This window comes from Paenibacillus sp. J2L1-98 (genome assembly GCF_056269405.1).
Genome location: NZ_JBWDNW010000010.1, coordinates 151,577 through 170,225 on the forward strand (window position 1 = coordinate 151,577; position 18,649 = coordinate 170,225).

The 18,649-nt window shown below is 49.0% G+C and carries 16 protein-coding genes and 1 pseudogene; 4 read left to right on the forward strand and 13 right to left on the reverse strand.

Annotated features, from left to right (window positions below; genetic code table 11):
- Positions 1-52: 52 nt before the first annotated feature.
- The 3 genes and pseudogenes from AC0YNZ_RS18920 to AC0YNZ_RS18930 all read right to left on the reverse strand — a co-directional run.
- A complete protein-coding gene (locus tag AC0YNZ_RS18920) occupies positions 53-487 on the reverse strand; it encodes a universal stress protein (RefSeq protein ID WP_475828085.1) in 435 nt (144 codons plus the stop codon).
- A 378-nt stretch (positions 488-865) separates the two neighbouring features.
- On the reverse strand, positions 866-1,693 hold the full coding sequence (locus AC0YNZ_RS18925) for a TrmH family RNA methyltransferase (protein WP_475828086.1): 828 nt from the start codon (positions 1,691-1,693) through the stop codon (positions 866-868).
- An 8-nt stretch (positions 1,694-1,701) separates the two neighbouring features.
- Positions 1,702-2,373: pseudogene (locus tag AC0YNZ_RS18930) on the reverse strand (potassium channel family protein); the annotation flags it as partial.
- A 131-nt stretch (positions 2,374-2,504) separates the two neighbouring features.
- Between AC0YNZ_RS18930 and sspI the strand changes: the two are divergent.
- Complete coding sequence (gene sspI, locus AC0YNZ_RS18935; RefSeq protein WP_475828087.1) at positions 2,505-2,741, forward strand: small acid-soluble spore protein SspI; 237 nt, start codon at positions 2,505-2,507, stop codon at positions 2,739-2,741.
- Here sspI and AC0YNZ_RS18940 read toward each other — a convergent pair.
- Positions 2,738-3,943 (reverse strand): alpha-D-ribose 1-methylphosphonate 5-triphosphate diphosphatase, encoded by a 1,206-nt coding sequence (locus tag AC0YNZ_RS18940; RefSeq protein WP_475828088.1) that lies wholly within the window; start codon positions 3,941-3,943, stop codon positions 2,738-2,740. The genes sspI and AC0YNZ_RS18940 overlap by 4 nt on opposite strands.
- A gap of 197 nt (positions 3,944-4,140) precedes the next feature.
- Positions 4,141-4,698 (reverse strand): GbsR/MarR family transcriptional regulator, encoded by a 558-nt coding sequence (locus AC0YNZ_RS18945; RefSeq protein ID WP_475828089.1) that lies wholly within the window; start codon positions 4,696-4,698, stop codon positions 4,141-4,143.
- 241 nt (positions 4,699-4,939) lie between these two features.
- Here AC0YNZ_RS18945 and AC0YNZ_RS18950 point away from each other — a divergent pair, with 241 nt between their 5' ends.
- The 3 genes from AC0YNZ_RS18950 to AC0YNZ_RS18960 are packed head-to-tail and all read left to right on the forward strand — an operon-like array spanning position 4,940 to position 7,865.
- Positions 4,940-6,148, forward strand: coding sequence for a quaternary amine ABC transporter ATP-binding protein (locus AC0YNZ_RS18950; protein WP_475828090.1), 1,209 nt, complete (start codon positions 4,940-4,942; stop codon positions 6,146-6,148).
- Positions 6,135-6,971: an ABC transporter permease gene (locus AC0YNZ_RS18955; RefSeq protein WP_475828091.1), complete on the forward strand. Its 837-nt coding sequence runs from the start codon at positions 6,135-6,137 to the stop codon at positions 6,969-6,971. The genes AC0YNZ_RS18950 and AC0YNZ_RS18955 overlap by 14 nt, the downstream gene beginning before the upstream one ends.
- Positions 6,972-6,998: 27 nt before the next feature.
- Entirely contained in the window at positions 6,999-7,865 is an 867-nt protein-coding gene (locus AC0YNZ_RS18960) for a glycine betaine ABC transporter substrate-binding protein (protein ID WP_475828092.1), read from the forward strand.
- 941 nt (positions 7,866-8,806) lie between these two features.
- Here the strand turns inward: AC0YNZ_RS18960 and AC0YNZ_RS18965 are convergent.
- The 8 genes from AC0YNZ_RS18965 to AC0YNZ_RS19000 form a co-directional block, all read right to left on the reverse strand.
- Complete coding sequence (locus tag AC0YNZ_RS18965) at positions 8,807-9,907, reverse strand: Gfo/Idh/MocA family protein (protein WP_475828093.1); 1,101 nt, start codon at positions 9,905-9,907, stop codon at positions 8,807-8,809.
- 45 nt (positions 9,908-9,952) lie between these two features.
- On the reverse strand, positions 9,953-10,675 hold the full coding sequence (locus tag AC0YNZ_RS18970; RefSeq protein ID WP_475828094.1) for a ThuA domain-containing protein: 723 nt from the start codon (positions 10,673-10,675) through the stop codon (positions 9,953-9,955).
- 47 nt (positions 10,676-10,722) lie between these two features.
- Positions 10,723-11,886, reverse strand: coding sequence for a Gfo/Idh/MocA family protein (locus AC0YNZ_RS18975; protein WP_475828095.1), 1,164 nt, complete (start codon positions 11,884-11,886; stop codon positions 10,723-10,725).
- 26 nt (positions 11,887-11,912) lie between these two features.
- The gene (locus AC0YNZ_RS18980; protein ID WP_475828126.1) at positions 11,913-12,941 is read right to left on the reverse strand and encodes a LacI family DNA-binding transcriptional regulator; all 1,029 of its coding nucleotides are present in this window, start codon (positions 12,939-12,941) and stop codon (positions 11,913-11,915) included.
- 220 nt (positions 12,942-13,161) lie between these two features.
- The gene (locus AC0YNZ_RS18985; protein ID WP_475828096.1) at positions 13,162-14,229 is read right to left on the reverse strand and encodes an undecaprenyldiphospho-muramoylpentapeptide beta-N-acetylglucosaminyltransferase; all 1,068 of its coding nucleotides are present in this window, start codon (positions 14,227-14,229) and stop codon (positions 13,162-13,164) included.
- 158 nt (positions 14,230-14,387) lie between these two features.
- Positions 14,388-15,974 (reverse strand): peptide chain release factor 3, encoded by a 1,587-nt coding sequence (locus tag AC0YNZ_RS18990; protein WP_475828097.1) that lies wholly within the window; start codon positions 15,972-15,974, stop codon positions 14,388-14,390.
- Positions 15,975-16,013: 39 nt separating this feature from the next.
- The gene (gene zwf, locus AC0YNZ_RS18995; protein ID WP_110774407.1) at positions 16,014-17,570 is read right to left on the reverse strand and encodes a glucose-6-phosphate dehydrogenase; all 1,557 of its coding nucleotides are present in this window, start codon (positions 17,568-17,570) and stop codon (positions 16,014-16,016) included.
- A 138-nt stretch (positions 17,571-17,708) separates the two neighbouring features.
- Positions 17,709-18,542 carry a YwmB family TATA-box binding protein gene (locus AC0YNZ_RS19000; protein WP_475828098.1) on the reverse strand — a complete coding sequence of 278 codons (834 nt, stop codon included), beginning with the start codon at positions 18,540-18,542 and terminating at the stop codon, positions 17,709-17,711.
- Positions 18,543-18,649: the final 107 nt, after the last annotated feature.

An 18,649-nucleotide genomic window follows, 5' to 3' on the forward strand; every position in this document is an offset into this window, starting at 1 on the left:
CATCGCATACGGCTTCTCCATATCAATCCCCGTTTGGGATGATCCTGCAAGATCACTTAATTATAAATGTCGGCACTGCGGCATGCTGCACGACATAATGGCTGACGCTGCCGAGGAAAAACTCCTTGATTCCCCCTAGCCCTCTGCTTCCCATCACAATCATGTCACATGTATGCTGCTCGGCATATTTCACAATTTTTTTCTCCGGATGCCCTTCGCTAATTTTGATCACGACAGGATTCCCCATGCCGTCGAGCGACTCCTTTATTTCGTTCATCATTAGTTCCGCTCTTTCCCTGCGAAGCACCTTCATGCTTTCCTCCCCTGCCTCCAAAAAATCGAGGAGAGGCAGCGGCTTTAATACATGCAGGATATGCAGCTCTATTTTTTTATCAACGCCGGCTAGCTTAATTGCTGTTTTTAATGCCTTTTCAGCTAATTCCGATCCGTCGTGCGCGACTAAAATTTTAGAGTAAAAACTCATCATCGTGTTCACCTGCTTTCTGCATATTATGAACCTGTCGATAGCATTTTTAGAACTGTACGGATGCAATATATAGTAAAGCAGCCCCAGTTTATATATGTTATAAACAGAGACTACCTAAGTAGCTTAATAATAATCTACCAACCAGAAAAACTAAACAACTAAATTCGATAATATTTGACCAATTTAGAGTGAATCCATTAGGTAATGATATTGTTACCGCTTCTTTTTGTACATCCCCTTCCAATCTGTCCGCTTCGCTTCGAAAACGCTTTCAAATAATATTGCATAAATACAATAAAAGACAGAAAACCCTTGTGTATCAAGGAGTATTCTGCCTTATTGGTTGTCATAAACATCTCAATCACGTTATAACCCACATTACTTACTCGAATAAGTCCGCTGTCGCAAGCTCTCATACAGAAGCACCGTTGCTGCCATCGCTACGTTAAGCGACTCGGCTTGCCCAACCATCGGAATAATGACGGATTCGTCGACGAGCCCGCGTACCGCAGGCGACAGCCCTTCCGATTCGCTGCCCATAAGCAGCCATGTCGGCTGTTTCCAATCGTAGCCGTAGCAGGTATGTTCCGCTTGCAGGCTTGTTCCGATAAGCTTTACCCCTTTTGACCTCGCTTGCGGGAGAAGCTCCTTCAAATCCGCTTCAATAATCGGCAAATGAAACAAAGAGCCCATTGTCGACCTTACGGTCTTCGGATTGTAGAGGTCAACGCAGCCTTTGCCCAAAATGACGGCATCAGCTCCAACCGCATCGGCGCTGCGGATGATCGTACCGGCATTACCCGGGTCGCGTACGCCGTCCAGTACGACAACGAGGCAGTTTTTGCGGAATAAAGCGGCACTATCTGACGATAGCTTGGACAAAACGGCAAATACGGGCGGAGGCGTATCCGTCCCCGTGCATTTTGACATAACCGCCCGTGAAGCTTGTACCCATTCTAATCCGAACGTTGCCGCCGAATCATTGGTTTCCCGCTCGAGCTTTAGCTCTGCAGGAATGCCGCGCTCCGTATCGTAAACGATCGTTTTTACGTCTGCATTTCCCTTCAGCGCTTCCAGCACAAGGTGAACACCTTCGATCAGAAACTGTCCGCTTCGATCGCGGTACTTTTTGTCCAGCAGCGATGCCCACTGCTTAACCTTTTCATTCTGCAGGGATGAAATCAATGGATCAAAATTTTCATTCATAATTAGATTTAACCTTCCGAATATGCGATTTCTAAATTGGTCAGATCCGAGTTTTTGCCGACGATTACAAGGACATCATCACTGCCGATTAAATCATCGGCATACGGGGCAATGTTCATCTCGGAGCCTGTTTTGATAGCCATGACGTTGCATTTATGCTTCGCTCTAATATCGAGCTGTTTTAAGCTTTGTCCGATCATCCGACCGGGTGCTTTAATCTCAATGATACTGTAGTCATCCGAAATCTCGATGTAATCGAGAATATTGGGCGAAACGAGATGATGCGCAACACGCAGACCCATATCCCGTTCAGGGAAAATAACCTTATCGGCTCCAATTTTGTTAACGACCTTGCCATGAAGCTCGCTTTGCGCTTTGACAATCAGCGTTTTCACGCCTAAATCCTTCAGGATGAGCGTCGTTAAAATACTCGACTGAATGTCTTGTCCAATCGCAACGACGACCACGTCAAAATTTCGTATGCCAAGCGCCCGAAGCGCTTCCTCATCCGTCGAATCCGCAGAAACGGCATGAGTTACCGTATTTACGACTTCCTGAACGCGATGCTCGTTCGAGTCGATTGCCAGCACCTCGAAGCCCATCTCCGTCAGAGCTTTTGCAACGCTGGAGCCGAATCGGCCCATTCCGATTACTGCGTACTGTTTTTTCGCCATCTTTACAAAATCCTCCTTACAGGATGATTGATGTAGGTGATCTCATCAGTATACCATAGCTAGCTCATTCGGATGAAAGCGGCATGCGCTGGACATAGTAAATAAGTAAATCCGAATGCGGCAGGAGGTTGTTTCATTTGAAAACTGTTGATTTGCGTCAAGCGATCGTAATGCGTGTGCAGGACAATTCAGCCGAGGAGCTTTCTGAAGTCATTGGAGATTCAGTTGGCGCAGACGAGCGTGCGTTGCCCGGGCTCGGTGTTCTGTTTGAAATGATCTGGCAGGAATCCTCAGAGTCAGAGCAAGGCAGAATGGTCGATTCCCTGTATAAGCATCTTCACCATTCCGAGTTTGCTAATCCCACTCCGTCTTAATAACGGACTGCCGCTGTATAAACGATCTGGCCTCCGACGATTGTATTCGTAACCCAAGGCTGGCCGTCATAGCGATCCACAATGATTAGATCGGCTGCTTTGCCAAGCTCTATGGAACCAAGCTCGCTGCCTGCGCCTAATGCCTGAGCAGGATGCAGCGTTACCATCCGTACCGCAGACGGCAAAGCAGCAATCCCTTCATCGGCTAGCTTAAACACTGCAGCCAGCATGGAGGAAGGATGATAATCGGAGCATAAAATGTCTGCCGCATCCGCGGCAATGGCATCGACTGCCCTTAAATTTTTATCATGCGATGCTCCTCTGACTACATTCGGCGCGCCTAAGCATACTCTCATCCCTCGCTCGCAAGCATGCTTGGCCGTTTCCAAATTTATCGGAAATTCGCAGACGGAAACGCCGTAGCCGACCGACTCTTCTACTTTTTCGACTGAATCGTCATCATGCGATGCGATAGCAATACCGCGCTTTGCAGCCAGCTTGCTCAATTTCAGCAAATGCTCACTATTTACAAGCTGTCTCCGCTGAAGCAACTCCTCGACAATGACGCGTACCTCATCGACGTTCACACCCTGGTTCTTCATCACGTAACGTTCAAACGAACCCGGCTCGCGATACTGCCCTTGCCCCGGCGAGTGATCCATAAACGACAAGTAGTCGATTGCTTTCTCATCCAAGTACCGTTCGACAATCGGCATGCCGGCCAGATGAGATACTTCGAATCGCAAGTGAATCCGGTTGCGAATCATGGACCGTTTGGTTCGATAGCTGTTAATATGTTCGACCATCCCGGTCAGCAAATGATCGCCCCGCAAGCTTAGCCCTACGCCAAGCGATAACGAATGGTACATCGTCGTTATGCCGTGCACCGGCAGCTTCCGTTCGAACTCCAATAAAGCCATATTGAGCGGAAACAACGTATTCGGCCGGGGCTGTACTTCCTTCTCAATCGCATCGCAATGGATGTCGATAAGGCCCGGCAGCACATATTGCTTTGCCGCATCAACCAATGCAGAGCCGGGATGCAGTCGTCTCCAATTCCGGGCAGCCTCTTCGCCTTCAAAGATAGCGTCGATTCGCCCATTCACGATAGCTACGTCTGCCTCCACTATTTTATCCGGCAATATTACCTTTCCATTCGTAACGATCAATGGATTCATGCTGGCACTCAAGCGGTCATTCATCGATTTGGTCGTCCCCTTATCCAATAGTTATGGATGTAAGCTTACCATATTCTGCACATCAAAATCATCCCGCAGCGCTTGCTCCGCATCAATAAAATCCAAAGCGGCTGCTGCTTTAAAATAAACAAAATAAAGGTCTAAGCGTAAAACGCTCAGACCTTTATTTTCTGCATAAGCTATATACCTTGTCCCAATCCTTATTCCTCTAGCGGTATAAACTTATAAATGTCCCCGGTCTCAAACGAATCGATTAGACGTTCCAGCCATCTGTAATACTTTAACGCCTCGTCAATCTTCAGCGCGTCATTCTCGAGCACGTCAAGAAATGCCGAATCGCTCTCATATTGCTGCTTTAATGCATCGATTTCCTTCATTGAACGGTTTAAAGCGCTCATGTTCTGCTCGACTGCTTTTCTCCATTTAATTGAGAAGAAGTCCGCGAAGTTCTGATGCCAATTCGGCTCGACCTTGTATAAATCTTTTCTGGAGCCCTTGCCCCATACTTTATTTATCATCTTCAAGTCATGCAGCGTCCGCATGCCTGTACTCATCGACGTCTTGCTCATTCCCATCGTCTGACTCATCTCATCAAGCGTAACCGGCTCACGATTAAAGTACATATTCCCGTAAAGATGACCAATAGATAACGTAATACCGTACAAGTCCATGTTTTTTCCGATCGATTCAATGACGCGGCGTCGCGTATTATGAAGCTTTGTGAGCTGCTCTTCTGTTAATTCTGCAAGTTCATTCATGTCGTTCCTCCTGAGGAGTGTCGTTCCCCCTATCATGCCTACATCAATTATTGTAATCAAAGGGCTGTCCATATGTAAAGAAAGCCTTTGACATGAAAAAGGGAGTTATCAGGAGTATACCGTATGTAAAGTACGTAAAGTTATAACTGTACAAACTATACGATGGCTCACGCCTTTTGACCTTTACAAAGATAACCACCTACACTTATAGGAGTCGAAATATTCCACAAGGGGGCATAACATGGCGATTATAGAAGCCAAGAGGCTAACCAAAATTTTCGGAGCTGATCCGAAAAAGGCGATCCCGCTGCTGGATAAAGGATGGTCGAAAGAGAAAATTTTTGCAGAAACGAAGCACACGGTTGGGGTTAACCAAGCCAGCTTCTCCATTGAAGCAGGACAAATATTCGTTATTATGGGCTTGTCCGGCAGCGGCAAATCGACACTTGTTCGTCTGCTCAACCGCTTGATCGAGCCTACGCTAGGCCAAGTGCTGTTTAACGGGACAGACGTTCTCCGCATGTCTCCTGAGCAGCTTCGGCAGTTTAGAAGAAAAAATGTAGGTATGGTATTTCAGAAGTTCGCGCTCTTTCCGCATCGCACCGTTATTCAAAATATTGAATACGGGCTTGAGGTTCAAGGCATCGACAAGAAGAAGCGCAGAGCGATGGCGATGGATTCGCTGGAGCTTGTCGGGTTGAAGGGCTGGGAAAATAGCTATCCCGATCAATTAAGCGGCGGCATGCAGCAGCGTGTCGGACTCGCAAGAGGACTTGCTAATGATCCGGATGTTCTGCTGATGGACGAAGCATTCAGCGCGCTAGATCCGCTTATTCGGAAGGATATGCAGGATGAGCTGCTTGAGCTCCAGTCCAAAATGAAAAAAACGATCATATTCATCACACATGACTTGAACGAGGCTCTTCGAATCGGAGATCAAATCGCACTGATGAAAGACGGCAGCGTCGTCCAAATCGGTTCGCCCGAAGAAATATTGATGCAGCCTGCCAACAAATATGTAGAGCGCTTCGTCGAGGACGTCGATTTGTCTAAAGTATTTACAGCATCGCATGTCATGGTTAAGCCCGAAACGATTACGATCGAGAAGGGTCCCCGCGTAGCCTTGCAATTGATGCGGGACCGCGGTGTTTCGAGCCTGTATGTAGTCGACAAAGGGATGCAGCTGCTTGGTGTTATAACCGCAGAGGATGCGGCTAACGCGATAAAAAACGGCTTAAAGCTGGAAGAAGCGATGGAGCGTGAAGCGCCTTCCGCCCAGCCGGACACTCTGCTTAATGAATTGTTTGAATTAATGAGCAATTCGAAATTCCCCGTATCCATCATTGATGACAAAGGACGCCTGAAAGGCATCGTCATCAAAGGCGCGGTTCTGGCCGCATTAGCCGGAAATTCTGTAATAGAGGCAGGTGCACGTCATGAATCTGCCTAAAATTCCGTTAGCCGGCTGGATCGAATGGCTCGAGGCTTGGCTTGAAGCTCATTTGGACCCGTTCTTCCAATTGATACGTACCGTTGTCGGCGAAACCGTAAACGGACTGGATACAGCGCTTAATTGGTTTCCGCCGCTAGTCCTTATCGTTATATTTACTCTAATAGCTTGGTATATCGGCAAGTGGAAAATGGCTTTATTTACGCTTATCGGTCTGCTTATTATCGAAAATCTCGGCTTATGGAGCCAAACGATGCAGACACTCGCGCTCGTATTGACTGCGGCCTTCATATCGGTGCTGATCGGCATTCCAGTAGGCATACTATGCGCCCGCAATTCCAGCATCCAAAAAATCGTTACACCGGTGCTCGACTTCATGCAGACGATGCCAGCGTTTGTTTACTTGCTGCCTGCCGTAACCTTCTTCTCTCTCGGCGTAGTTCCGGGCGTTATCTCATCGATCATTTTCGCGATACCGCCAACGATCCGGCTGACGAATCTCGGCATCCGTCAGGTGCCGGCCGAGTTAGTTGAAGCCGCAGATGCCTTCGGATCGACGCCTGCTCAGAAGCTGTTCAAGCTGCAGCTTCCGCTTGCGATGCCGACGATCATGGCCGGCGTCAACCAGACGATTATGCTGTCGCTATCGATGGTCGTAATCGCCTCGATGATCGGCGCACAGGGCGTTGGCGCTTCTGTCTATCGCGCCGTTACGCAGGGTAATACCGGTGTAGGCTTTGAAGCCGGTCTTGCTATCGTTATTTTAGCTATCGTTTTGGACCGTCTGACCCAACAGGTCATTCGTAAAACGAAAACATCCTAAGTTACACAAACTTTGAGGAGTGGTTTTTTGAAATTCAATAAAATGAGTATAATCGCTGCAGCTGTTATTGTGATCGCTCTAGTGGCTGGATGCTCCGCATCCGGGGGAAGCAGCAGTAAAAAAGTAACGCTCGCCTATGTCGCTTGGGATTCCGAGATTGCAAGCACCTATGTTGTAAAAGAAGTGCTGGAGCAAAAGCTTAACTACAATGTTGAGCTGATGCAGGTAGATGCAGGCCCGATGTGGGCCGGTATTTCCGATGGCAGCGCGGATGCTATGGTAGCGGCATGGCTGCCTACGACACATGCTTCATATGTTACGAAATATAATGGCAAATACGAGGATCTTGGACCTAATCTGGAAGGCACCAAAATCGGTCTTGTCGTTCCAAAGTATATGGATATTAACAGCATCGAGGAGCTAACCGATAGCATTGGCGATACGGTGGACCATACGATTATCGGCATCGAGCCGGGCGCTGGCCTTATGATGTCAACAGAGAAAGCATTAGACCAATATAAGCTGCGTGATAAATGGACGCTGCTCGAAAGCTCCTCTGCAGCAATGACGCAGCAGCTCGAGAAGGCCTATGCGAACAAGGAACCGATTGTTGTAACAGGCTGGACGCCGCACTGGATGTTCGCCAAGATGGACCTGAAATATTTGGAGGATCCTAAAAACGTATATGGCGGAGATGAGCAAATTCATACGATTGCGCGTAAAGGTCTGAAGGAGGATCAGCCAGCGGCGTTCGCCTTCCTCGACCGATTCAATTGGACAGCGGACGATATGGCAGCTGTCATGGTTCAAATTCAAGAAGGCCAAACACCAGAGGCCGCAGCCAAGGCATGGGTCGAGCAAAACGCAGATAAAGTTGAAGCTTGGATCAAATAAATGCATTTAACAACATTGGGGTGCCTCGAAAGCCAAATGGCTGCAGGGGCACTCTTTTTAACTATAACACCTAATTTGATTCCATAAAATAATAGGCGAAATGGCATCGTTCATCATCGTCCCATTGCCCCGTATAATTCGATTTCACCAAACTAATCATTCATCATCACCTTATCACCCCGTATAATTCGATTTCCTCAAACTAATCATTTATCATCGTCCCATCGCCCGGTTAATTCGATTTCACCAAACTAATCATTCATCATCGCCCTATCACCCTGTTTAATTCGATTTCCTCAAACTAAACATTCATCATCGCCCTATCACCCTGTTTAATTCGATTTCATCAAACTAATCATTCATCATCGCCCTATCACCCTGTTTAATTCGATTCCTCAAACTAATTGAAGAAAGTTAGCCGTAAGAGTCGCTTTAGATTGATTTTGCCTAATTAATCAGCGTATTGGGAGAGCAGCTTCTAAAAATGGCCGATTAAGTTTGCAGAATAGAGCTAATCCGCCACACTCGCATCCCGAGCCCGATTTAGTTTTGTGAAATCGAATTAATACCCCGAGCAGCACGCTTTAGCTATATAGAATCGAACTAACAAGCCTAATTTTATTTCCCAAAAATATTATGCGATATGGCATAGTTCATCATTAGTCGATTTAATTCGATTTCACCAAATTAATCATTCATCATCGTCCCATCGCCCCGTTTAATTCGATTTCATCAAACTAATCATTCATCATCGCCTCATCACCCCCGTTTAATTCGATTCCCTCAAACTAATCGTTCATCATCCCCCCTCACCCGGTTTAATTCGATTTCCTCAAATCAATCGTTCATCATCGCCCCACCCGCCCCCGCTTGTACAGCTCCAAAAAAAACAGCTGTCCCACAGGTCTTATCAGACCCTGAGACAGCCACTTTCACATTTTTTAATCTAAGCAGTAGGGCTGCAGTCCGAGCGGCAGCGGCTGCGGACGCTCACAGCTGCTCTTCATCACATAGTGCACGCCTTGCTCCGATGCGTCATGGAAGCCATGCATCGCTTCAAGCACATGATAGGCAAGCTCACCGCTCGCACGGTGCTTGCGGCCGGTTTGAATCGCTTTAGCCATATCGGCAGCGCCGACGCCGCGCGCATTTTCTGTAAAGCCGTAAGCAAGCGGAATGTCCGACCATTCTTTCGAGCCTGCACGCCAAATTTTAACTTGACCGCCGAAGGTGTTCGGATCTGGAATGAGCAGCGTGCCTTCACTGCCATAAACTTCGATACGAGGCAGCGTGGAGCCGCCCTTCACATCAAAACTCGTCAGCAGCGTCCCGATCGGACCGGATGCAAAATCCATCACGCCCGCGATATGCGTCGGCACTTCGACCTTTACCTGCTGGCCGTATTTGGGCTTGCTCGTAATGGTTCTCTCCGGGTAAGAGATGCGTGCCGAGCCCGTTACCCGCGTAATTGGCCCAAGCAGCGCTACGAGTGCCGTTAAATAATAAGGGCCCATGTCAAACATTGGACCGCCGCCGGTCTGATAGTAGAACTCAGGCGCCGGATGCCATGATTCGTGGCCGCCGCATACCATGAACGCAGTTGCGCCAATCGGCGTACCGATCCAGCCGTCCTCCAGCAGCTTAATGCTTGTCTGAATGCCTCCGCCGAGGAACGTATCAGGCGCGCTTCCGACGTAAAGCCCTTTTCTGGCAGCAAGCTCTAGTACCTGCTGAGCTTCCTCGCGGGTTACCGCAAAAGGCTTCTCTACGTAAACATGCTTGCCTGCCTCAAGTGCTTGCAGACAAACCTTGGCATGCGCCTGCGGAATAGTCAAATTGATAATCAACTGAATATCCGGATCAGCGAGCATCTCCTCCACCGAGCAGCCGCGAACGCCAAACTCCTCGCCCTTCGCCCTTGCCCGCTCGACATCCAAATCCGCGCAAGCGACAACCTGAAGCGCATCAAAGCGGTTGCCGTTTTCAAAATAAATCCCGCTAATATTACCCGTTCCGATAATACCTGCTTTAATTTTGTCCATTTTAGTCCGTCCCTCGTCCCATGCTTATTATTTTATCATTTCGATTTACAGCTGATTATCCGCCATGCCGCTATAGGCCGCTGCGCTTGTGCCGGCCTCTAACGCTTTAGCTTTGCCATCCGCACACCATAGGAAGCCGCGTCTCATGAGCTCCTTAACGGTTGGAATGTCGATAATATTCGCTTGATGGCCAAGCGAGTTATAGTAAACTCGTCCTACGCCCCAGCGCTTTGTCCATACGACAGGCATATCGACTGCCTTGTTAAGGGAGTGAGGTCCCGGTGTCAGCGGAAATCTCGTAGTTGCGAGCACTTCCACCGCAGGATCCACATGCAAATAATATTGCTCCGAAGTTACGATGAAATCGTCAATGCCATCCGTTAGCGGGCTAGTTGAATTAGAAATATTAACCGTATATTCAACGCCGTCATTGCCTGGATGCGCCACCCATTGGCCGCCGGTCATAAACTGCCAGTCTACGTTTTCACGGAACGCATCGCACATGCCGCCATGACAGCCAGCGAGGCCTACGCCGCTTTGTACTGCAGCAGAAACGTTATTAACCAGCTGCTGTTCAATCCGTGCCATCGTCCACACCGGCACGATGAGATCCAGACCGAGCAGCTTCTCCGCATCCGCGAACGCTTCCAGCGTATCGGACACCTCTACCTCAAAGTCTTCAGAGGCAAGCACCTCGCGGAAAATTTCAGCTACCTCTTTCGGCTGATGGCCATCCCAGCCGCCCCATACGATCAAAGCTTTTTTCATTAGTTCTCCCTGCCTCTCCAATGCTCTGCTTTATCTCCTTGCATTTCTTACGATAATTCGCTAATGGCAACCCAGCGGCGCTCAGCAATCGAGCGATCTACCGCCTCAAGCACCTCTTGGCATTTTACGCCGTCTACGAAGTTCGGCACCGGCTGGCGATCCTCAGCGAATGCTTGCATCAGCTCATGCACCTCATGCGTGAACGTATGCTCATATCCAATCGTGTGTCCCGCCGGCCACCAAGCATCCATGTAAGCATGCGCTGGATCAGTTGCAAGCACGCGGCGGAAGCCCTGCACATCTTCGGCATCGTCAGTGAAATAAACCTGAAGCTCATTCATCCGCTCAAAATCAAACTTGATGCTGCCTTTGCTGCCGTTAATTTCAAAAGCGTTCGTACAACGGTGGCCTGCTGCGAAGCGGGTTGCCTCGAAGCTGCCGAGCGCGCCGTTTGCAAAGCGTGTCATGAACAAGGTCGCATCGTCGACCGTAACTTCGCCGCGAGGTCCATCCTCGCTGCCCTTTGCGCTCAACCCCGTCATGGCGGAAGCGATCGGCCGCTCCTTAACGAACGTCTCGCTCATTCCGATAACCTCGTTAAATTCGCCGACCAGGAAGCGCGCCATATCGATCAGATGCGCCCCTAAATCGCCATGGGAGCCGGAACCGGCGATTTCCTTCTGAAGACGCCATACGAGCGGGAAGTTCGGGTCAATGATCCAATCCTGCAAAAAAACGGCACGGAAATGGTGGATTTCGCCGATACGTCCATCCGAAACCAGCTTCTTCGCCAGCTGAATCGCAGGCGCGAAACGGTAATTAAAGCCAACCATATGCTTCACGCCGGCCTTCTCCGCCGCTTCAAGCATCTCACGGGAATCCTCGAGCGTAAGCGCTAGCGGCTTCTCACAGAATAGATGCTTGCCTGCCGCTGCCGCTGCGAGCGCGATTGCTTTATGCGCATCGCTTGGCGCATTAATATCGATCAAATCGATATCATCGCGTTTAACAAGCTCCTTCCAATCGGTTTCCGAACTTTCCCAGCCGAATTGTGTCCGGGCTTGTTCCAGCCCTTCCGGATCACGTCCGCAAATCGCCTTCATCTCCGGTTTAACCGAATCCGGAAAAAACATCGGAAGCGCACGGTAAGCGTTACTATGCGCTTTACCCATAAACTTATAGCCAACCATACCTACTCTTACTTTATCCATAAAAGCCCGCCTCTCATTTGTACTTTCTAGTTTTTGGCGCCGGACGTTTCCCTTTGAACCAAGATGACGGGCAGCAATTCCTGCTCCGGTTCCGTTAATTCATGATTTTGCTCCGTCTCAAGCAGTCTGGCGGCAGCGAGCTTCCCCATCTCGTAAAAGGGAACCGCAACGGTCGACAGCTGCGGACTTATGATGCGCGAGCCGTCTGAATCATCATACCCGACCAGCGCATAATGCTGGCCTGCCTCAAGCGCCTGCTCACGCAATCCCTGCATAAGTCCAATCGCCATTCGGTCATTCGCTGCGAATACCGCATCAATGCTGCCGGCTTGTATTTGTTTTGCCAGCTGCCCCGCCAGCACATAGCCGCTCTTGCGGCTGTAATTGCCCGTGTAGACATGGTTTGGCTCATACGCAATGCCAGCTTCCTCCAGCGCTGCCATGTAACCTTCCAGCCTGTCAGCGCTGTTGGAATACTGCTGCGGGCCGTTTACGAAAGCAATGCTTCGGCTGCCCTGCTCAATCAAATGCCGAACGGCTGCCATACTGCCGGCGACATGATCGGCATCGACAGTCCGGTATGACTCCTCGTCATAGCGCTGATTCACGAGACAGAAGGGAAAGCCCCCCGCCTTCAGCTCCGCCAGAGCAGCCCTTTCTTCCGGGACATTTTCTGAGCCGAGCACGATGCATGCATCAATCTTCTGTGTTCGAAAGAGCTTCGCGTAATCTCTCGCTCCGTCCGGCTCTCTGAAAATAAGCAGCAGATCATAGCCGCAGCGCTTCACCGTTTCACCGATCCCGCTTAATATTTCCGAAAAATAATAGGTGGAGAACAAGTGAACCTTCGGTACAAACGGCAGGATGACGCCGATATTTCCGCTCTTTCTCCTGGCAAACTGCTGCGCGAGCGCATTCGGAACGTAACCGAGCTCGGCAGCAGCCTGCAATACGCGCTCACGCGTATCCTCTTTCATTGGGCCAACGTTGTTCAATACTCTGGACACCGTCGCCTCTGAAACACCGGCCAGCTTTGCTACTTCTTTCCTGCTAATAGTTGATTGCCTCCTGAAAAGCTAATATGCAATGTCAATAAATCATTCAATGTACACGCGTACATTATGGCATGAAAACGGTTCACCGTCAACATGCTTATCGGTGCGAATTTTTCTGAAGGCAGACCGCCAAACAAAAAAAACGATCCGGAACGTCTTTGCCACGCTCTGGATCGCTTATGTTATCTTACTTTTATTCCTGTTAAACTTTTAAGTTAAATTACCGCTTGGCAATTTCGTTAATCCAATCGAAAACGGCGGTCAACGCATTCGCATCCTCGCTCATATTCATCCTGTCGACATAACCTTTGCGGTTTTCGTACAATCGTAGAACGCTCTCCGTCAACGTACCCGCAGTCAGCTGCTCTTCGTACAGAACGTCGGCATAACCTGACTTTTCAAAGGATTGCGCATTCAAAATTTGGTCGCCCCGGCTCTGCTCCTTCGTGAGCGGTATGAGCAGCATCGGCTTTTTTAAGGACAGAAACTCAAAGATGGAATTCGAGCCTGCACGGGAAACGACGAGATCCGTCATCGCCAAAACATCAGGCAGCTGCTCATTCACATATTCAAATTGCTTGTAGCCAGATTCATCGATCGAAGGATCAACTTGGTTTTTACCGCATAAATGAACGATTTGAAATTGCTTCGTGAGGTTTGATAGGGCTTGCCTTACGGTCTGATTGATTTTACGCGCGCCCAAGCTTCCGCCCATAATCAGAATAACCGGTTTGCTCTTCGTAAACCCGCAAAATTCTCTGCCGCGGTCGGCGTTGCCCTGCTTCACTTCCTCGCGTATGACCGCCCCGACATGCCTGCTTTTGTCTGCCTTCAGCATGCTTCCCGTTTCGGGAAAGGTCGTGCACACGCCGGAAGCGAACGGAATCGATATCCGGTTGGCCAGACCCGGCGTTAAATCCGATTCATGAATGAGCAGCGGCACTTTGTTTAACCATGCGCCAATGACGACCGGTACGGAAACGAAGCCGCCTTTGGAAAAAATAACATTGGGCTTATTCGTCTTAATGAGCCGATATGCCTGATAAAGCCCTTTTACCACCTTGAACGGGTCCTTAATGTTTTGAATGTCCATGTACCTTCTCAGCTTGCCCGTCGATATCGGAAAATACTTGACCTGCGGAATCGTCGCGATAAGCTGTCTCTCAATACCGCTCTCCGACCCGATATATTGGACTGACCAGCCCTCTTCCAAAAATCGCGGGATCAAGGCCATGTTAACAGTAACGTGTCCGGCTGAGCCTCCCCCGGTGAACATGATTGTTTTCATGAATGACTAGCCACCTATCATTTTTTATCCATTTATTATACGGGTAAAGATTTATTTTAAGCACAGAAATTCATCCTGCCGGAAGCAAAAGCATCCTCAGCCGCATGCGCTTCTGCGCGATTGGCTGAGGATGCTTTCACTTGCCTATATCCCTACCCTTAAGGCGCGGTTTCCAGAAACTTAGACGTCGGATTTTTGTCTATTGCCGTACGCATCGCATATTCATTCTCGAACAAGACGACATAGTTGCCCTTCTTGTCCTTCACAAGCGTCGTATTAATACGGAATTTGCTAGGGTCGATATTGTCGTCGACGATCCAGCGGGCGAATTGGAACTGCATCCTGTGCAGCTGGATCTCTACGCCGTACTCCGCCCTCATCCGATGCTCGAATACTTCAAATTGCAAATGGCCGACTACGCCGAGAATCGTCTCGTCGAAGTTGCCCGTAGAATGAAACACCTGAATGGTGCCCTCCTCCGTAAGCTGGTCGAGGCCCTTCTGGTATTGCTTATGCTTCAGCGCGTTTTTAACCGTTACCTTAGAGAAAATTTCCGGTGAGAACGTCGGCAGTTCATCGAATACGACTTCGCCGCCTTGCGATAAAGAATCGCCGATTCGGAAAATACCCGGATCAAACAATCCGATAATATCTCCCGGATAAGCGGTATCTACAATATCGCGGTCCTGCGCTAGAAATTGCTGCGGTTGTGCCAGCTTGATATCTTTGCCGTTACGCACATGACGGACACTCATGCCTCTTTCGAATTTACCGGAGCAAATTCGGAGGAATGCGATACGGTCGCGATGTGCCGGATTCATATTCGCTTGAATCTTGAACACATAACCCGTGAACTTCTCATTCGTCGGGTCAATCTCACCTGTTGTGCTAATCCGTGATGTTGGCTTTGGCGCAAGCTGCAGGAAGTTTTCGAGAAACGTCTGCACGCCGAAGTTATTGACCGCGCTTCCGAAGAACAGCGGCGTAAGCTCGCCGGCCTGCACCTTATCGAAATCAAATGGATCGCCTGCAACATCAAGCAGCTCAAGATCTCCAATGAGCTGATCGGTCAAATAATCCCCTGCCATCTCACGGATTACCGGATCATTATAGTCGCTGACAGGACGCACCTCGATCGTGGAATGGTCATTGCCTTGGAACAGCTCAACCTGCGTCTTCATGCGGTCATAAACACCGCATAGCTCGCGTCCCATGCCGATCGGCCAGTTCATTGGCACAGCGCGTATTCCGAGTACCCGCTCCAGCTCTTCCATCAGTTCGAATGGACTTTGCCCTTCACGGTCCAGCTTATTGATAAATGTAAAAATGGGAATGCCGCGCTTACGGCAAACCTGGAACAACTTGATCGTCTGTGCCTCCACGCCTTTGGCAACGTCGATAAGCATGACGGCGCTGTCGGCCGCGGTTAGCGTACGATACGTGTCCTCACTGAAATCTTGGTGACCAGGCGTATCGAGAATGTTGACGCGGTGTCCCAAATAATCGAACTGCATAACGCTGGACGTTACCGAGATCCCCCGCTGCTTCTCAATTTCCATCCAGTCGGAAGTTGCGTGACGGCTCGCTTTGCGCGCCTTGACTGACCCTGCAAGCCGAATGGCTCCTCCGAATAGGAGGAGCTTCTCAGTTAGGGTTGTTTTCCCTGCATCAGGGTGAGATATGATCGCAAACGTACGGCGCTTATCTATTTCCTGTTTAATTTCTTCACTTAACGATTGGCTCATGCTTGCCTTCCCTTCATTACGTAAGGTATACGGCAGCGCTTATTTCCCGCTGTTCGACACCCAAATGACGTTATCTTCCTCTTGGCCGTTAACCGGCCACCAATGGAAGCCATCCTCTTCAAGCAGCTGATTCGCTGCATCCGGACCCCATGATCCAGCAGGATATAGCTGCAAATCGCTTTTCTCTTCACGCCAAGCCTGCGCAATGCGGTCAACGAATGCCCATGCTTGGGAAACCTCGTCCCAACGCGTGAAGTACGTGGAATCGCCGCGTGCTGCATCATGAATGAGACGCTCGTAAGCTTCCGGCGTATTCAAGCCGATTTGGCAGCTTTGACAAAATTCCATCGCTACCGGCTGAACGGAATTGTTCTCGCCCGGTGTTTTTGCATTTACTTTAATATATATGCCCTCAAGCGGGTTTACGCGAATAACGAGCAGGTTTGGAGCCAAATCATGACGCTGTGCGAACAGAACATTTTGCGGCATCGATTTGAATTCAATGACGACTTCCGTCGTTTTTACAGGTAGACGTTTGCCCGTTCTAATGTAGAAAGGAACGCCTGCCCAGCGGAAATTATCAACGAATACTTTTGCGGCAAAATAAGTTTCGGTCGTGGATTCCTCATTAACCGAATCCTCTTGACGATAGCCGGTAAGCTCTTTGCCATGATGATTGCCTTCACTGTATTGACCGCGGACAACGTTGGAGCGTACTTCATCGCTGGAAGTGTAGTTGCGCAGCGAGCGAAGCACCTTAACCTTCTCGTCACGAATATCTTCTCCGTGCAAGCGGCTAGGCGGCTCCATAGCGATCATTGTCAGCATTTGCAGCATATGGTTTTGGCCCATGTCGCGCAATGCGCCCGATTTGTCATAATAACCTCCGCGATCCTCTACGCCAACCGTTTCGGACAACGTGATTTGCACGTTCGCAATATGGTTATTATTCCACAATGGCTCAAAAAATGCATTAGCAAATCGAATCACTTGAATGTTTTGGACCATTTCTTTACCGAGGTAGTGGTCAATACGGTAAATTTCTTCTTCCTTGAAAACTTGGTTGATTTGCTCGTTCAGCTTCTGAGCCGATGGCAGATCGTAGCCGAAAGGCTTCTCGATTACGACGCGGTGCCAACCGTTTGACTCCAGCAAGCCGCCGTCGCGCAGGTTGAACGATACCGGTCCGAATAGCGAAGGCGCAAGAGCCAGATAAAACAGACGGTTGCCCGGGATCTCAAACTTCGCATCCAATTGCGCCGACAATTTGCTAAGCTCGCGGAAGCCTTCGACATCGTTAATATCAAGCGACATGTAAACGAAATGTTCTGCAAAACGATTCCAAAGTTCGGTATCGTCCGCTTTGTAACGACAAAATTCTACAATGGATTCATACAGATCCGAACGGAATTGTTCATTTGACCGCGGACGTCTAGCTAGACCAACGACAGCAAAATTTTCCGAAAGTTTGCCTTCTTTATATAAACTGAAAAGGGCTGGAAATAGCTTGCGCCGAGCCAAATCGCCAGTTGCTCCGAACAGGTAATATACTGCTCCCTCTGCGGATACGGAATCAAGATTATTTGTATAGGTCATTTGCCTCATTCTTTCCTTATGTATTTTATACAGCTTTACATGATATGTAGTTTAGCATATTCGACTTTAATTCGCTATTCAACAGGCCATAAAAAATACTGATAAGATCCGTTACTTATACTAATCAGATCATGCAATTTAAGGGCTTTCCGCCTTGAAAACGCTGTATTCTCCACTAATTACAGGTATTCCGATCGTTAATTCGGTATTTTTGGAATTTGTATCTTTATGCAGCGCAATTTGAATATTCGCAGATTTCCCGTTTTCGACAAAAATTGCAGATTGCAGCATGCGCGTAAAAAACGTTTCGCTGATCGTTCCGCCGTCCTCATAACGGTCAACCGATCTTGCATTTGTCAGCTTCACCATTCGGTTGATCGTCTGATCATGTCCCGTATAGCCTTGTACTTTCAAACTGCTGGTAAACGCCGGGGAAATGAAAGCAATCTGCTCCGAGATGTCAGCAGTCGCCTTAAACAGCACATTTTTGTTAAGCAGCTGTAAACCGCTTGCCTCAAGTAAAACCATAAGCTGCTCGCGTTGTCCATCCGACTGGACGAGGTTAATTGAAATACGGCCGCTGTAAGCTGGAATGGCTCCGCTAACCGTTTTCCCCTCATTTTGCTCAAGATTATTAATGGCCTTCCCCTGCTCATCTGTAAAGAGCTTTTGTACAAGCTCCTTCATTGCTCCGTCCTTGCCTGTCACATTCCATCTGATCGTCCACTCCGCTCCCTTCGAGCCGCTTTTCATCAGATTATCGCTCCACAGCCACAGCTCCTGCAAATCGTGCTGAAGCATCTGTTCTGCCGGCGCAGCATCCCGCGGCGCCCTGTCCGCCTGCCACATCGCCCATGATGCGCTTAGCAAAATAACGATCAGCGCAGCAATGACGCCGGCCTTCGTTTGCTTGGCACGCTGCCTCGCCGATAATCGATGACTTACGGGCGGCATCTTTTTCGGAATGTACATGATTTTTCGCTCCTGTCCTCGCAGAATGGGCAAACATCCATACATATTAGCCTGTAGGTGAATACGCTGGTTGCAGGAAGATTAATTTTGCAGGAGGTGTCTTTAGC

Bases quoted from the DNA above. Each gene is read 5' to 3' on its own strand.
- AC0YNZ_RS18920 (WP_475828085.1), bottom strand. From the start codon at position 487: ATGATGAGTTTTTACTCTAAAATTTTAGTCGCGCACGACGGATCGGAA.
- AC0YNZ_RS18925 (WP_475828086.1), bottom strand. From the start codon at position 1,693: ATGAATGAAAATTTTGATCCATTGATTTCATCCCTGCAGAATGAAAAG.
- AC0YNZ_RS18940 (WP_475828088.1), bottom strand. From the start codon at position 3,943: ATGAATGACCGCTTGAGTGCCAGCATGAATCCATTGATCGTTACGAAT.
- AC0YNZ_RS18945 (WP_475828089.1), bottom strand. From the start codon at position 4,698: ATGAATGAACTTGCAGAATTAACAGAAGAGCAGCTCACAAAGCTTCAT.
- AC0YNZ_RS18950 (WP_475828090.1), top strand. From the start codon at position 4,940: ATGGCGATTATAGAAGCCAAGAGGCTAACCAAAATTTTCGGAGCTGAT.
- AC0YNZ_RS18955 (WP_475828091.1), top strand. From the start codon at position 6,135: ATGAATCTGCCTAAAATTCCGTTAGCCGGCTGGATCGAATGGCTCGAG.
- AC0YNZ_RS18965 (WP_475828093.1), bottom strand. From the start codon at position 9,907: ATGGACAAAATTAAAGCAGGTATTATCGGAACGGGTAATATTAGCGGG.
- AC0YNZ_RS18970 (WP_475828094.1), bottom strand. From the start codon at position 10,675: ATGAAAAAAGCTTTGATCGTATGGGGCGGCTGGGATGGCCATCAGCCG.
- AC0YNZ_RS18975 (WP_475828095.1), bottom strand. From the start codon at position 11,886: ATGGATAAAGTAAGAGTAGGTATGGTTGGCTATAAGTTTATGGGTAAA.
- AC0YNZ_RS18985 (WP_475828096.1), bottom strand. From the start codon at position 14,229: ATGAAAACAATCATGTTCACCGGGGGAGGCTCAGCCGGACACGTTACT.
- AC0YNZ_RS18990 (WP_475828097.1), bottom strand. From the start codon at position 15,974: ATGAGCCAATCGTTAAGTGAAGAAATTAAACAGGAAATAGATAAGCGC.
- zwf (WP_110774407.1), bottom strand. From the start codon at position 17,570: ATGACCTATACAAATAATCTTGATTCCGTATCCGCAGAGGGAGCAGTA.
- AC0YNZ_RS19000 (WP_475828098.1), bottom strand. From the start codon at position 18,542: ATGTACATTCCGAAAAAGATGCCGCCCGTAAGTCATCGATTATCGGCG.